The sequence below is a fragment of the Ruminococcus sp. FMBCY1 genome (genome assembly GCF_023921805.1).
In the GTDB taxonomy this organism is placed as follows: Bacteria; Bacillota; Clostridia; order Oscillospirales; family Acutalibacteraceae; genus Ruminococcoides; species Ruminococcoides intestinale_A.
This window is the reverse complement of sequence record NZ_CP074197.1, coordinates 441,332-455,615: the sequence shown is the minus strand read 5'-3', so window position 1 is coordinate 455,615 and position 14,284 is coordinate 441,332. Positions and strand designations below refer to the sequence as shown.

Below are 14,284 nucleotides of genomic sequence, written 5' to 3'. Positions count from 1 at the left end.
CAAGTATCTTTGCTGTCTTATTATACTATAATTCCCGACTTTTTGCAAGGTCATTTTGTATATTTTATAAAGAAATTATAGAATTTAATAAAACCGAGAAAACTGAGGCAAAAGAAATCTTTTCTGCGTCCTGCAAAGCGGTAATTTCAAAGCTTTTTACGGCATTGCCGTCAAGGCTGTATGTAACCGTGCCAAGCTTTTGTCCGCTCACAACGGGGGCTTCTATGCTTTCGGGCAAATCAATTTTTGAAACTATCTTTGAACTGCTGTTTTTATCAAGCACAATGCTTGCGTTTACATCACAGCCGATACCGATATTGCCCTGCATACCGTTTTCAACCTTAATTGTTTTCGGTAAATCTTCGGGTGCTTTCAACTGTGTTACCGAAAAGTTTGCAAAACCGTAATCAAGCAAAGCGGCTGCGTCCGAAAATCTTTCTTTGCCCGAATTACAGCCAAGTACTACCGCAACGAGGCTCATATCTCCCCTTGTAGCCGATGCCGCCATACAGCAGCCGGCATCATTTGTTGTGCCTGTTTTAAGTCCTGTTATGCCTTTATATGTCTTTAAAAGTTTATTGGTATTTACAATCTGTGTTTTTCCGTCACGAAGATTATCAAGCCATATTGAAGTGTAATCAAAAATCATTTCGTGCTTCATAAGTTCTCTCGACATTACCGCGACATCATAAGCTGAGGTAATGTGTCCGTCCTCGTCAAGTCCGTTGCAGTTTTTAAATACCGTGTCATTCATTCCGAGCTGACTTGCCTTTTCATTCATTTTCTCTACAAACACTTCTTCGCTACCACACAGATGCTCTGCAAGCGCAACCGCCGCATCGTTTGCCGATGCAACAACCGTCGCTTTTATCATATCGTCTGCACTCATAGTTTCGCCCTCTTCGAGCCATATGTCGCTGCCGCCCATTGACGCTGCGTGCGCCGAGGCGGTGATTGTATCGTCAAGGCTCAATTTTCCGTTGTCGATTGCCTCGCAAACAAGCAGCATTGTCATAACCTTTGTAATGGATGCGCAGGGACGCTGTTCGTGCGGATTTTTTTCAAACAATATTTTGCCCGATGAAGTTTCCATAAGCACGGCAGACGGCGCTGTAATCGTTTCTTCCGTCACAGCATTGACTTCAACCGAAAATACAGGTATCGCCGTAAAAATTATTGCAATAATCAAAGCCAACGATAATTTTTTTATCATAAAAACACCTCGTTCAATAATATGAACGAGGTGTGGCTTGTATGATTTAAGTTAAATCATTTAAGGAAACCGAGGCTGCGAATAACCGGAATTTCGATTGACTTGTTGGCAAGTGACTTGAAAAGACAGATATAATTGCAAACAAGAACGATAACCTCACAAACAGCTGCCGCAATCGCAAAAATACAAGTCCATGATAAAACGACTCCGATTACGCCGAGGAAAAACATTACAACAAATGATTTAAGTCCCTGCTTGATATGGAAATCAAGATACTTAGACTTTCTTGAGCTCTGTGCAATAAGTGCAACAATAATACCGAGTATGCTTGATACATAAATCACTGCTGCCAAAAGCTTGTTTTCAGAAACATCTTCGGCAGAAAATTCAGCTGTATGGTCATATTGATCTACAACAGGAGCGGGAGCTGCCGCATACTGATTGTACTGTGGCTGCTGTGCCTGTGGTTCTGCCTGCTGTGCAACAGAAAAACCGCAATTCTGGCAAAAAACAGCGTTGTCTTCCATCTGTGCGTTACATCTTGGACAATTTTTCATTTTTGTGTGCCTCCATTATTTTTGTGTATGATACAAACATTCATAGTTTAATATGTATGCTCAATATCCTTAATTAATTCATTATTCGATAATACAAACAGCGTGAGCGGAAATGCCCTCAAGCCTGCCTGTAAAACCGAGCTTTTCTTCTGTGGTTGCCTTTACGCTTACCTGCGAAATATCAATGCCGCAAGCATTCGCAATATTTTCTCTCATGGCATAGATATAATCCTTAAGCTTCGGCTTTTGGGCAATTACCGTAGAATCAATATTGCCGATTTTGTAGCCGTTTTCGTCAAGGATTCTGCAAACCTCTTTGAGCAAAGCAATGCTGTCTGCGCCTTTGTACCTTTCATCGGTATCGGGAAAATGTTTGCCTATATCACCGAGAGCCGCAGCGCCGAGCAAGCTGTCCATTACTGCGTGAACAAGCACATCGGCATCGGAATGACCGAGCAGGCCAAACTCATACGGAATTTCTGTTCCACCTAAAATGAGTTTTCTGTTTTCTGCAAATTTATGAACATCGTAACCGTGACCAATCCTCATATGTTATCCTTTCACTCAACAATTACCGTTTTTAAGGCGGTTTTTAAGTATACTTTCCGCAAGAATTACATCTACGGGGGTGGTGAGTTTAATATTTTCTTCACTGCCCTTTACAACGAGAACTTCGCCGCCCATATTTTCGATAAGAGCGCAGTCGTCGGTAAATTCAAGGCTGTTTTCTCCTGCATTTTCAAGAGCAAACATATACAAATCTCTTTCAAAAACCTGCGGAGTCTGCACTGCTCTAAGCTGTGAGCGGAGCGGTGTGCTCTCAATCTTATTAAATCCGTCAACGATTTTGATTGTATCCGTAACGGATGTTCCGAGGGTTGCCGCACCGGTTTCAAAAGCCGCCTCAACAACTCTTTCGATTTCGTCAACAGTAATAAGCGGACGGGCGCCGTCGTGAATAGCAAAATATTTTGCCTTTTCATTCGCCGCCTTAATGCCGTTGCGCACGCTTGCGGAGCGTGAAGAACCGCCGAGCACAACTTTGCTGACCTTTGTAAATCCGTTTTGATTTACAAGTTCGTTAATGCGGTCAACATCCTGCTCACGGCAAACTATAACAATTTCTTTTATAAGGTAGCATTTCTGAAATGCTTTTAAAGTATATTCAATAGCCGGCTTGTCAAGAAGCGGAATAAACTGTTTGCTGTCTGCAATTCCCATTCTTACAGAGCCGCCCGCCGCAACTATTACAGCAGAAACATAAGCTGACATAAAATCAACTCCCGAGTATAATTTTTAAATTTTTTCAAACGCCTGTGCAAGGTCTGCGATAATATCATCCGCATTTTCAATACCTACAGAAAGGCGGATAAGGTCAGGAGCTACTCCTGCCTCAATAAGCTGTTCGTCTGTCATCTGACGGTGTGTGTGGCTTGCGGGGTGAAGAATACATGACCTTGCGTCGGCAACATGAGTAACGATTGTGATAAACTTAAGCGAATCCATAAACTTTATTGATTCTTCTCTGCCGCCCTTGATACCGAAAGCAAGTACACCGCAAGAACCGTTCGGAAGATACTTTTTAGCAAGCTCGTGGTACTTGTCGTCTTCAAGGTCAGGATAGGAAACCCACGCTACATTTTCGTTGTTTTTAAGATATTTTGCAACGGCAAGTGCGTTCTCGCAATGCTTTTTCATTCTAAGGTGAAGTGACTCAAGACCGATATTGAGGTAATAAGCGTGCTGCGGTGACTGAATAGCACCGAGGTCACGCATAAGCTGTGAAGTAGCCTTTGTGATGTAAGCCGCCTTACCGAAACGCTCGGCATAAACAATACCGTGGTATGAATCGTCGGGAGTTGTAAGTCCCGGATATTTGTCAGCATGAGCAAGCCAGTCAAAATTACCGCTGTCAACAATACAGCCGCCAACCGCTGTTGCGTGACCGTCCATATACTTGGTTGTTGAGTGAGTAACAATGTCTGCACCGAACTCAAACGGACGGCAGTTTACGGGAGTGGCAAATGTGTTGTCTACAATAAGCGGAACACCGTGCGAATGTGCAAGTCTTGCAAATTTTTCAATATCAAAAACAGAAACAGTCGGATTAGTGATTGTTTCGCCGAATACAACCTTAGTGTTTGGCTTAAAGAGCTTGGCAAGTTCTTCTTCAGGTAGATTCTGGTCTACAAATGTGCATTCAATGCCCATCTTCTTGAGGGTAGTACCAAAGAGATTGTATGTACCGCCATAAATTGAAGATGAGGCGATAAGATGGTCGCCTGCCTCGCAGATATTAAACACAGCAAAGAAGTTTGCAGCCTGACCGCTTGAAGTGAGCATTGCAGCCACGCCGCCCTCCATAGCGCAGATTTTAGCGGCTACGCTGTCATTGGTAGGGTTTTGAAGTCTTGTGTAAAAATATCCCTCTGCCTCAAGGTCAAAGAGTTTACCCATTTCTTCGCTTGTGTCGTACTTAAAAGTAGTGCTCTGATAAATCGGCAATTCTCTCGGCTCGCCTTTCTTTGGCTGCCAGCCTGCCTGCACGCATTTTGTTTCAATATTCATAGTTTTTCCTCCAAAATAATTAATTTAACCAAATAAACCTTTTATAAAACCCGTTATAAAATCTGTACCGTACACCGCAAGAGCAACAAGCGCAAGAAACGCAATAGCAGAAAGGACTCTCACCGTTGTGCGTTTAACGCCGCTCATCTCCTCGAATTTTTCGTCAAGAGTAGGCTCGTTACTGTCTTTTTGCTCAACCGCATCTTCAAGAACCTGAGTATCATCTTCTTTAATTGCGCCGATTCCTATACATATATCGTAGGCTTTTTCATATGCGGCATAAGGAACCAAAATATCGCTTTCGGCAGAATTTTTATTTATAAATTCCTGCTTTTTAAGCTGTTTGTCCTTAATAACGCTGTCGCAAGGGATAGAATTGTCTTCAAGTGCGGTTTTAACACGCTCAAGCTCAAATCCCTCGGCAGAAAGGAGATATACGGGAGTATTCTCGTCGGTAATGCTCTCAAGAGGAGAATTACAGTTACTGCACACTGCGTCCTCATCATTGTGCAAATGCTTGCATTTAGTACATAGCTTCATAAAAATGTTTCCTTTTTTTATAAAAAATATCACAATAATTTATTTGCAATTCGTATTATTTACCATTTTATCACAAAAAAGCATATGTAGCAATACCTCACCGTAAACTATTTGTGATTTTATAGGAATTATTTTTTTATTTACGCAAAATTCAATTTTTTCACACACAAAGCAAAAGGCGGCAAGTCTGTGCCTGCCACCTTATCAAGAAAGGGTTGGTTGTTATTTAATTATTCTGTGATATTTGAATCTGCAGTGCTGTTACATCGGCAACGGAGAGTTTGCCGTCTTTGTTCATATCAACGCAGTCAAACAACTGCTTGTTTGTTTCGTCAATAAAAGCCGAACCGTCGGTGTTTTTGTTGCCTGCAATGTGTATTTGCAAGTATGTAACATCATTTACATCTATAATACCGTCTTGGTTTGCGTCACCGGTGAGAATTGTTTTATTAAGTACCAATGCGTAAACGCTTAAATGGTCTGTGGTAAATACATAACATCCGTCTATATATTCTGCGTTCATATCTTCGGATGTACCGTCATCTTTAAGCCACATTACTTTACAATTTTCTGCATTGCTTGGAATTTTAACTGTAATTGTGCCGTCAGGCTGAATAACAGCACCGTCCTTTTGCAGGGTTATGTCATATGTTGCAACTGAATTTTCAAAGGTGTTTTTAAGTTTTTCAACCTTAAGAGCTGCATCAGTATCCATTGTTCCGTCTACTTTAATACCGGTATTTGTATCAACGAGATCTTTGTCAATTGGTGATTCTTCCATAATCTCGTATGCAAATCCATGCTCTTTTGCCCAATCAAGTGCATATGAATTGTTATAAACATAAAGAGTTACATCAGAACCAGCAAATTCTTTATCATTTATAACAGATATGTCTTTTGAAATATATACATCAACATGAGTATAACAAGATAACAAAAAAGGATAATTACCATTAACTAACTTAGGATAATAAAATTCCTTTAAATCTGCTAATTCTGAAAATGCATCATAACCAATACTTTGTATATTACCATCAAATTTTATACATGTAAGATTTTTATTGGAATAAAAAGCCATTATTCCAATTTCACTTACCTTTTTTGGTATTGTGATATTAGTATCAGGTTTATTTATAGGATATGCAAGTATTTTTGTTTTATTTTTATTATACAAAACTCCATCTTCAGATGAAAAATTTGTATTGTTTTCATCTACAACAATACTCTTTAAACTTGTATTACCAGAAAATATTTTTCCCTCTTCGCCGGAAAGATATAGCGTCGTAACTGAACTTGGTATATATATACTTTCGATATTTTTACCATGAAAGAAACACCAACAATCTATACTGGTTACCGGATATCCGTTAATCGTCTCTGGAACAGTTACATCTTTATCATTTCCCTCATATAAAGTAAGTTCAACTGTATTATCTTCCTTTAAGAAGTATTTGTATTCCACTTCATTTTCAGCAGCACTAACTCCAACAATCGGAATTGCTCCTACCAAAAGAAATACCGTAAGAATTACAGATAAAGTCCGTCCAAAAAATTTTTTAATTTTACTATTTTTCATGTGTATTCTCCTTTATAAAAAATTTTTTTGCTAAAGCCTATATAATTACTGCATTTTGCGGTAATTATTAATACAACAATGTGCGGTATGCTATACTAAAACAGAGGTGATACAATTATGTATAGACGCATACGGGAATTGCGTGAAGATGCCGATTTGACCCAAAAGCAAATGAGTGCTATACTGCACTGTTCTCAACAGGTATATAGCAATTATGAACTTGGTCAGCGTGACATTCCCACATCTATACTAATTGCACTTGCAAAACATTTTAAGACAAGCACCGACTATATACTCGGCTTGACCGATAAAAAAGATAATATTTCTAAATGACAGCAAAAATTTTGAAAGATTTGCTGTTATTTTTATCTAAATTTTACTGCATTTTGCGGTATTTGTCAATATATTTTATAATATTATCAAAATTTTTCTTTTTCATAAGTCATTCTCTTCTTTTCTGTCTTTAGAATATGTCGGCAATCGTGCCAATTATTTATAAAAAACACTTTTTTGCAATCAAAATTCCCTTTACGGTAATTTTGATTGCATTATACCGTAAAGGGGCGTTTTGTATATTTTCCGTTTTTGACTGACTTATTCAGAAATCGGAACTGTCGTTTTATATCATATAAATATCGGCTGATGTTGTTTGCCTTGCAGTGCAAGCTCTACACATTCTTCTATTTTAGAAAAATCAGCCACAAGTGAATTTGGCTTTTTAATGCAATTATCCTGCCGCATCGGGACAAAATAAATGTTCTTTGTGTTCATAAGTCTGCCTATGTTCTGCGCAGACGCTCCGAGTGCGTCGTTTGTTGCAACGCACAAAAGTACAGGCCGCAGAATACGCAGATGTGATTTTGCCGCCATTGTTACCGAGGTGTCGGTTACGCCGAGCGACAGCTTTGCAAGTGTGTTGCCTGTGCAAGGTGCTATCAGAAGTAAATCGCACATTTTTTTCGGTCCTATCGGCTCTGTCTGCACCGAGGTGTGAAGTACCTTTTCTCCTGTTATATCCTCGCAAGTTTTAACCATTTCCTCTGCCTTGCCAAATCGAGTATCTGTTGAGTAGGCGTTACCTGACATTATCGGAAGTACCCTGTAGCCTGAATCAACAAGCTTCTGCATTTGTTCAAAGGCTTGTGAAAAGGTGCAAAAGGAACCGCACATTGCATAGCCAATGGTTGCTTTTGTCACCTGTAAACCTCCTTGATTATGTTAAAAATCGTTTTTCTGATAATTTCTCCCGCTGCCTTTGGTGCGGTTCTGCCGGGCAATGACAAGGCACGAACGGCATCGGTTTTGTACCTGCGTGCCGCCTCAAAATCCACTCCTCCCGGAAGTGAGGCAAGGTCTATTATAATGGTGTTGCGGTCTGTGTTCATAAGCAAGTCGCTGTCAAAAATCATAATGGGAATTGTGTTGAAAACAAGGTCGTATCCCTTTACGCTTTTGAGAGCATTTGTGTTGATGTGTTTGCAGCCGAGTGCCTCTATATACGCAAAATCAACCTCGTTTCTTGCGCTTACCGTGACCTGTGCATTAAGAGATTTCAGCATTTTTGCAAGCATTTTTCCTATTCTGCCAAATCCGCAAACAAGGCATTTGCTGTCAAAAATCGTACCCTCGTACTCATTCATCGCAATTTCAACCGCTCCCTCGGCGGTGAGCAACGCATTGGCAACCGCAAATTCCTCTTTTGCCGAATAATCGTAAACCTCGCAGTCTGCAAGCTGCGGATATGCTTTTAAAAATTTATTTTTCATAGCAACAAATATCGGCTTTTCTTTTAAAAGAGAAATCATTTCTTCGTCAAGCCTTGTTTTGTTGTCCGAAAACGGCGTGTTTACCGTACCGTCTGCGCAAATTGACGGCAAAGGGAAAATTATTGCATCTGATTTTGAAATTGCGGTTTTTATGTCGGATATTTCAATCGCACCGAGGCTTTTCAGCTTATCAAAACCGCCGAGAATTACATCGTAACAACAGTCTGATATTGACTTTGCAAGAAAAAGCTGCCGTTTATCTCCACCAATTATGCCAAAGGCTTTTAGCTCTGATTTTTTCATTTTTAACACCCGCACAATAATTATTCTCTACAATGGTATATTATGCAAAGTCGGAATTTATGTGTTATTTAAAAGAAAAACTGCCCATATTCGTGTGAATACAGACAGTGTGTTAGTTAGTTTTCTTCGCTTTTCTTTAATATCTTATCCGCCGCAAGCATTACGCCGAGTTTGCCCGAACAAAAATTAAGTCCGCCCTGCATCCATACTGCGTACGGTTCTCTTAACGGTGCGTCTGCGGAAAGTTCGATTGACGAGCCGAGTGTAAACGCACCCGCCGCCATAATTACCTGACTTTCATAACCCGGCATATCCGACGGTTCGGGCTTTACAAAGCTGTCTACGGCAGAGCCGCTCTGTATTCCCTCGCAGAAACTGCAAAGCTTTTCTTCGTTTCCGAGCATAATAAGCTGAATAATATCTCCCCTGTTTTCACTGTATTTAGGGGTTGTATCATAACCGAGAATTTCAAAAAGAGCCGATGCAAACACTGCCGTCTTTAATGCCTCGCAAGACACAAACGGAGCGTGATAAGCCCCCATAAAGAGTTCACGGTTGTTGCCAAGCGTTGCACCGATTTCCTTACCCGTACCCGGAGTTGTAAGTCTGTATGCGCACATCTCGACAAGTTCTTTTTTACCTGCGATATATCCTCCCGTAGGAGCAATGCCGCCGCCTGCATTCTTAATGAGCGAACCTGCCATAATATCAACGCCGACAGACATTGGAGTAACCTTTTCAACAAACTCGCCATAGCAGTTATCGAGCATAATAATCGACTTTGGTGACGCTTTTTTGGAAATTTCACAAAGTTTTTTGATTTCTCTGTATGTAAGCGAAGGTCTTATGCTGTATCCTCTTGAGCGCTGAATATAAACCATTTTCGGCTTTTCTTCTCTGATTCTCTGCTCGACTGCCTCATAATCAACAGTGCCGTCAGCCTTTAAATCAACCATTTCAAAGTTAATGCCAAAATCTTTTAGCGACCCGGGATAATTGCCCTCAAGTCCGATTGCCGAGCGGATTGTATCATACGGCATACCTGTTACGGAAAGCATGGTATCGTTCGGTCTTAAAATACCAAAAAGAGCAACCGTAAGAGTATGTGTGCCGCTTGCAAAGTTATGTCTTACAAGTGCGTCCTCGGCGTCAAAAGCATAGGCATACACACGGTCGAGAGCATCTCTGCCGAAATCGTCATAGCCATAGCCTGTTGAACCCGAAAAATGACTTTCTCTTACCCCTGCCTCCTGAAAGGCTTTTATCATCTTTTGCTGATTGTATTCCTGAATATCGTTAATTTCATCAAGCTTGCTTTTGCAAAGCTCCATAGCCTTTTGCGAGGCCTCGATTATTCTGTTGTCTATATCAAAAAAACTCAAAATTTATCATCCTTTAAAATGGTATTCACACCAGCTGTCAAAGCAGTTGAATTTTAAATTATCGTAAAATGCCTTGTTTGCATTCTCCGCCCTGTGCACAAACACACTTCTGCCCTCTTTTACAAGCATATTTGTAAGGTGATTTACTATGTATGTACCGTAACCTTTGTTACGGAATTTTGGCAGACACGCAACCGCACCGATTACAGCGCCCTGCCTGCTTTCCGCAACAGTCATTGCAACAGCCGCAAGGTCGTTTCCGTCATACAACCCGAGCAAACGCATTGTGCCATGGCGCAGTTTATGGTTTATATCCACATAAAAATCCTCAAATTTCGGCGGAGTAAAATATTTATCCGCCGCCTTTGCAATAAGCTCGTAAGCCTCTTTTATCTGCGGTGTGTCTATTCTTAAGTTATCGCTTTCCGATAATTCCTCTTTGCGTACAAGTATAGGGCCTTGCGATTTTTCGTATCCGAACAAATCAAGGCTGTATTTGTTACTGCAAATTACCGAAGCTGCTCCTGCCACACGCATAAAAGTCGATACTTCGTCTATATCCGTTTTATCGGTCAGAAAAAGAATAAAATCCGTGCCGTTTCGTGCGATTGCTCCCGTTGCAGTGTTGCTTTCGTCATCAAAAACAGTCCAATAATCCACAAACGGAAGATGCGGATTGTAACTTGTACAAAGCGAAATTATGCGGCAGGCAAAAGGATCAAGTCCGTCAAGGCTTTCTATTGTGCTGATAAATTTTTCGCAATTATCGGCAGTCAATATCATCTGTCATAATCCTTTCGTTTAATATTCTCCGCCTGCAATCTTATTTGCAAGTGCCGACACAATTTTTATAATATCATCGCAGTCGCTTACATTCGCAACTGTAACACTGCTATGCAAATATCTGCAAGGAAGTGAAATTGCAAGGGTTTTTACTCCGCCTCTGCTCTGGTGAATTACGCCCGAATCGTTACCGCCTGCAACCGCTCTTTTATATTGAGCCTTTGCACCCGTTTCCTTGGCACATTCAAAAGCCATTTCAGACATTCTCTTATCGTAAATTGTGCGTCTGTCCATTACAGAAATAACCGCACCGTCACCGAGATTGCACACCTGTCGGGTTTCTTCCACACCGGCAATGTCAGCCGCAGTTGTAGTTTCTACTACAATGGCAAAGTCGGGATCTACACTGTAAGCCGCAACCTTTGCGCCACGCAGTCCGACTTCTTCCTGTACGGCAAACACAAAGTGCATATCATACTCAAGTTCGCTTTTTATAAGCTCAATAAGCGCAAGACAGCCAAAACGGTCGTCAATAGACTTTGATTTGATTGTATAGTCGTTATTTTCGTATATAGAATTAAAATTCACACTGTCGCCGTAGCTTACAACGCTTAGCGCATCATCTTTGCTTGTTGCACCGATATCAATGTACATTTCGCCGTACTTCGGCACAGCGGTTCTTTCATCTGATTTGCTTAAATGAATAGGCTTTACACCGATTACACCGTTTACCTTATTTTTGCCTACGGTTACAGTCTTGCCGAGCACAACCCGTCTGTCAAGACCGCCGACTTCATCAAACTTAAGGTAGCCGTCAGAAGTAATATCCGTTACCATAAAGCCCACTTCGTCCATATGAGCCGAAAGCATAAGTTTTGCCTTTGCTCGGTTTTTGCCTTTTTTAAACACAATGATATTGCCGAGGTTATCCGTTTTGATTTCATCGGCAAACGGCTTTATTTCGTTTATAATAATTTCTCTTACACTGCCCTCGTCACCCGAAATACCTTCGACAGTGCAGAGTTTTTCAAGCAATTTAAAATCAGTCATTAAAAGCACCTCCGCCGATAATATATTCAGCAAGCAGAACTGCCGTATTTTCTACATCAGAAATATCAATAACTTCAATCGGAGTATGCATATATCTTTGCGGAATCGAAACAACGGCAGAAGCAACACCGCTTTTTGTAACAGAAATATGGTCAGCATTTGTGCCCGTTGTACCCGAAATAGGCTCATATTGAAAAGGAATGTTCTTTTCCTTAGCGACAGAAATGAGTTTATCGCTCATAGCCTTGCTAAGAATCGGAGAAATGCAAATCATCGGACCTTTTGCAAGCTCAATGCCTGCATACTGACCGCTTACATCAGGCTGAGATGCAAAGCTGACATCAACGGCAATCGCCTCGTCTGCATCAATTTGATAAGCGCCTGTCTTTGCTCCTGTTCCGTAGGTTTCCTCTTGAACGCTCAAAAGGATAACTACCTTGTATGAAAGCTCCTTTTTACTGATAAGCTCGGTGCATCTGATAAGAGCGGCAATACCGCATCTGTCATCAAGTGCGGGAGCGGTAATTCTGTTATTCATAAGTTCCTTCGGTTCGCCGTAAAATGTAAGAACATCACCGATTTTGATTTTCTCGGCTACCTTTTCATAAGGCAAACCGAAGTCAATCCATACTTTGTCAATAGGAGCTGCTTTATCTTCTCCGCCGTCAGACAGGTGCGGAGGCATACAACATACCACTCCTTTAACAGGCTCGTCCGAACAAGATACAAGTACAGCGTCTGACAATACCCTTACATCAATTCCGCCACAGGAGGCAACCTTAACAAAACCGTTTTCATTAATCGAAGTCACCATAAAGCCTATTCTGTCAAGATGTGCATCAAGCAAAATCGTTTTGTCTGCATTTGCATTACCGAGTGTAGCGATTACATTTCCGTTTTTATCTATAGTTGTATCTGCAAAGGCAGAGAGTTTTTCGGCACAGAACTTTGCGATTGGCTCTTCACTGCCCGATACTCCGCCTATGCGGCATAAATCAAATAAAAGCTGTTTCATATTCACATTATCTCAAAGCGTTTACAATAGCCTTGAAATGATTTCCTCTTTCCTCAAAATTCTTGTACAAACCAAAACTTGCGCTTGCCGGAGAAAGCGAAACAATGTCGCCTTTTTCGGCGTGGTTTACGGCAGCCTCAACTGCCTCTTCCATATTTGTAACATTTATGATTGTAATTTCATTTTCGTTGTAGTTTTCAGCCTCAACAACGGCTTTTTCAATCTTCGGAGCAGTATCGCCGAGAAGAATGAGAACCTTAACCTTATCGTTGATTACAGGGCCGAGCGGCTCATAAGGAATATGCTTGTCGTAACCGCCTGCAATGATGATGATTTTTTCATCATAGAGCGAGAGCGTGCCGAGTGCTGTTCTTGTAGGGCTTGATGCAATGGAATCGTTGTAATACTTAACTCCGTTGTACTCCCTTACAAACTCCGCTCTGTGTTCAACACCGCCGAAAGTCTTTGCAACAGCCTTAATAGTTTCAATATCAACCATTCCCCATACAGCGGAAATAGCGGCAAGATAGTTTTCAACATTGTGCATACCCGGAATTTTAATATCCTTAATGTCCATAATCTTTGTAACCTTGCCGTAGTCGCTGTAGCAAACAGTTGTACCGTCAAGATAAGCGCCGTTTGCAAGGCTTTCTTTTACACTGAATTTTGCAAGCTGACCACGAACGCTGTCAGAGAAAGAATTTGCAATTTCATTGTCAAGGTTAAGCACTGCCTTTGAAAAAGCATTCTGGTGAAGTACGATGTTTTTCTTTGAATCCACATACTCCTGCATATCCTTATGTATGTCGAGGTGGTTAGGCGCAAGGTTTGTAACCACTGCAACATCAGGACTTTTTCTCATTGAAATAAGCTGAAAACTTGAAAGCTCAACCACTGCCACATCGTCCTCTTTAATGCTCTCGATTTCAGGGAGTAAAGGCTTGCCGATGTTGCCGCCGAGGTGTACATTCACACCGCTTGCTTTCAAAAATTCGGAGATAATTGTTGTGGTTGTGGTTTTGCCGTCGGAACCTGTAATTGCAATAATTTTACATGGGCAGAGGTCAAAGAACACTTCCATCTCGGAAGTGAGTACAACGCCTTTTTCTCTTAATGCAACAAGTTCAGGTCTGTAAAACGGTGTGCCCGGACTGCGGAAAATAATGTCGCCGTCAAGTTTTGAGAGGTAATCCTCGCCCAAAACAAGCTCTGCGCCGTATTCTTTGGCTTTTACAGCATTTTCGCCGAGTGATTCAAAATCTTTTTTGTCATATGCAGAAACTACTGCGCCTTTATCCGAAAACAGTTTTATCAAAGGCAAGTTACTTGTGCCGATACCGATAAAACCGACTTTTTTACCCTTTATACTTTCAAAAAACTTATCTGCTAAGTTGTTCATAGAACTATCCCCTTTTTATAAAGTAAGAATTACATACATATTTAATTATACCTTGTTATAACAGAAAATTCAACCGTAAACAGCATATTGCAATATAAATTTTCGCAAATGCTTTTCGACTTTAAAAACTTG

15 protein-coding genes are annotated in these 14,284 nt (G+C 40.9%); 1 reads left to right on the top strand and 14 read right to left on the bottom strand.

The annotated features are described in order from the left end of the window. Nucleotides 1–64 precede the first annotated feature (64 nt). From KGF34_RS02050 to KGF34_RS02020, 7 genes are all read right to left on the bottom strand, one after another. Complete coding sequence (locus KGF34_RS02050; RefSeq protein ID WP_252559662.1) at nucleotides 65–1,213, bottom strand: D-alanyl-D-alanine carboxypeptidase family protein; 1,149 nt, start codon at nucleotides 1,211–1,213, stop codon at nucleotides 65–67. A gap of 56 nt (nucleotides 1,214–1,269) precedes the next feature. Further along, entirely contained in the window at nucleotides 1,270–1,770 is a 501-nt protein-coding gene (locus KGF34_RS02045) for a zinc ribbon domain-containing protein (RefSeq protein WP_252559661.1), read from the bottom strand. A gap of 81 nt (nucleotides 1,771–1,851) precedes the next feature. Next, on the bottom strand, nucleotides 1,852–2,319 hold the full coding sequence (gene ispF, locus KGF34_RS02040; RefSeq protein ID WP_022235165.1) for a 2-C-methyl-D-erythritol 2,4-cyclodiphosphate synthase: 468 nt from the start codon (nucleotides 2,317–2,319) through the stop codon (nucleotides 1,852–1,854). A gap of 15 nt (nucleotides 2,320–2,334) precedes the next feature. Beyond that, nucleotides 2,335–3,042, bottom strand: coding sequence for a 2-C-methyl-D-erythritol 4-phosphate cytidylyltransferase (ispD, locus tag KGF34_RS02035; protein WP_195410302.1), 708 nt, complete (start codon nucleotides 3,040–3,042; stop codon nucleotides 2,335–2,337). Nucleotides 3,043–3,066: 24 nt separating this feature from the next. Beyond that, nucleotides 3,067–4,338 carry an O-acetylhomoserine aminocarboxypropyltransferase/cysteine synthase family protein gene (locus tag KGF34_RS02030; protein ID WP_252559660.1) on the bottom strand — a complete coding sequence of 424 codons (1,272 nt, stop codon included), beginning with the start codon at nucleotides 4,336–4,338 and terminating at the stop codon, nucleotides 3,067–3,069. 24 nt (nucleotides 4,339–4,362) lie between these two features. After that, on the bottom strand, nucleotides 4,363–4,878 hold the full coding sequence (locus tag KGF34_RS02025) for a hypothetical protein (RefSeq protein WP_249376764.1): 516 nt from the start codon (nucleotides 4,876–4,878) through the stop codon (nucleotides 4,363–4,365). A gap of 226 nt (nucleotides 4,879–5,104) precedes the next feature. Next, nucleotides 5,105–6,454, bottom strand: a complete 1,350-nt coding sequence (locus KGF34_RS02020; protein ID WP_252559659.1) for a leucine-rich repeat protein — start codon at nucleotides 6,452–6,454, stop codon at nucleotides 5,105–5,107. A gap of 117 nt (nucleotides 6,455–6,571) precedes the next feature. Here KGF34_RS02020 and KGF34_RS02015 point away from each other — a divergent pair, with 117 nt between their 5' ends. Beyond that, a complete protein-coding gene (locus KGF34_RS02015; RefSeq protein WP_117704642.1) occupies nucleotides 6,572–6,787 on the top strand; it encodes a helix-turn-helix transcriptional regulator in 216 nt (71 codons plus the stop codon). A gap of 291 nt (nucleotides 6,788–7,078) precedes the next feature. On the opposite strand, the gene KGF34_RS02010 is transcribed toward KGF34_RS02015, so the two are convergent. From KGF34_RS02010 to murD, 7 genes are all read right to left on the bottom strand, one after another. After that, complete coding sequence (locus KGF34_RS02010) at nucleotides 7,079–7,651, bottom strand: dipicolinate synthase subunit B (RefSeq protein WP_022235170.1); 573 nt, start codon at nucleotides 7,649–7,651, stop codon at nucleotides 7,079–7,081. Next, nucleotides 7,648–8,523, bottom strand: coding sequence for a dipicolinate synthase subunit DpsA (gene dpsA / locus KGF34_RS02005; RefSeq protein WP_252559658.1), 876 nt, complete (start codon nucleotides 8,521–8,523; stop codon nucleotides 7,648–7,650). The genes KGF34_RS02010 and dpsA overlap by 4 nt, the downstream gene beginning before the upstream one ends. A gap of 116 nt (nucleotides 8,524–8,639) precedes the next feature. Beyond that, complete coding sequence (locus tag KGF34_RS02000) at nucleotides 8,640–9,908, bottom strand: methionine gamma-lyase family protein (RefSeq protein WP_195410334.1); 1,269 nt, start codon at nucleotides 9,906–9,908, stop codon at nucleotides 8,640–8,642. Nucleotides 9,909–9,911: 3 nt separating this feature from the next. Further along, nucleotides 9,912–10,688, bottom strand: coding sequence for a GNAT family N-acetyltransferase (locus KGF34_RS01995; protein ID WP_252559657.1), 777 nt, complete (start codon nucleotides 10,686–10,688; stop codon nucleotides 9,912–9,914). Nucleotides 10,689–10,706: 18 nt separating this feature from the next. Then, entirely contained in the window at nucleotides 10,707–11,738 is a 1,032-nt protein-coding gene (locus KGF34_RS01990) for a M42 family metallopeptidase (protein ID WP_252559656.1), read from the bottom strand. After that, complete coding sequence (locus tag KGF34_RS01985) at nucleotides 11,731–12,753, bottom strand: M42 family peptidase (protein WP_252559655.1); 1,023 nt, start codon at nucleotides 12,751–12,753, stop codon at nucleotides 11,731–11,733. Before KGF34_RS01985 ends, KGF34_RS01990 begins: the two co-directional genes overlap by 8 nt. 7 nt (nucleotides 12,754–12,760) lie before the next feature. Then, nucleotides 12,761–14,152 (bottom strand): UDP-N-acetylmuramoyl-L-alanine--D-glutamate ligase, encoded by a 1,392-nt coding sequence (gene murD / locus KGF34_RS01980; RefSeq protein ID WP_022235176.1) that lies wholly within the window; start codon nucleotides 14,150–14,152, stop codon nucleotides 12,761–12,763. Nucleotides 14,153–14,284: the final 132 nt, after the last annotated feature.

Excerpts from the sequence above, each read along its gene's own strand:
- KGF34_RS02050 (WP_252559662.1), bottom strand. The coding sequence starts at position 1,213 with ATGATAAAAAAATTATCGTTGGCTTTGATTATTGCAATAATTTTTACG.
- KGF34_RS02045 (WP_252559661.1), bottom strand. The coding sequence starts at position 1,770 with ATGAAAAATTGTCCAAGATGTAACGCACAGATGGAAGACAACGCTGTT.
- ispF (WP_022235165.1), bottom strand. The coding sequence starts at position 2,319 with ATGAGGATTGGTCACGGTTACGATGTTCATAAATTTGCAGAAAACAGA.
- ispD (WP_195410302.1), bottom strand. The coding sequence starts at position 3,042 with ATGTCAGCTTATGTTTCTGCTGTAATAGTTGCGGCGGGCGGCTCTGTA.
- KGF34_RS02030 (WP_252559660.1), bottom strand. The coding sequence starts at position 4,338 with ATGAATATTGAAACAAAATGCGTGCAGGCAGGCTGGCAGCCAAAGAAA.
- KGF34_RS02025 (WP_249376764.1), bottom strand. The coding sequence starts at position 4,878 with ATGAAGCTATGTACTAAATGCAAGCATTTGCACAATGATGAGGACGCA.
- KGF34_RS02020 (WP_252559659.1), bottom strand. The coding sequence starts at position 6,454 with ATGAAAAATAGTAAAATTAAAAAATTTTTTGGACGGACTTTATCTGTA.
- KGF34_RS02015 (WP_117704642.1), top strand. The coding sequence starts at position 6,572 with ATGTATAGACGCATACGGGAATTGCGTGAAGATGCCGATTTGACCCAA.
- dpsA (WP_252559658.1), bottom strand. The coding sequence starts at position 8,523 with ATGAAAAAATCAGAGCTAAAAGCCTTTGGCATAATTGGTGGAGATAAA.
- KGF34_RS01995 (WP_252559657.1), bottom strand. The coding sequence starts at position 10,688 with ATGATATTGACTGCCGATAATTGCGAAAAATTTATCAGCACAATAGAA.
- KGF34_RS01990 (WP_252559656.1), bottom strand. The coding sequence starts at position 11,738 with ATGACTGATTTTAAATTGCTTGAAAAACTCTGCACTGTCGAAGGTATT.
- KGF34_RS01985 (WP_252559655.1), bottom strand. The coding sequence starts at position 12,753 with ATGAAACAGCTTTTATTTGATTTATGCCGCATAGGCGGAGTATCGGGC.
- murD (WP_022235176.1), bottom strand. The coding sequence starts at position 14,152 with ATGAACAACTTAGCAGATAAGTTTTTTGAAAGTATAAAGGGTAAAAAA.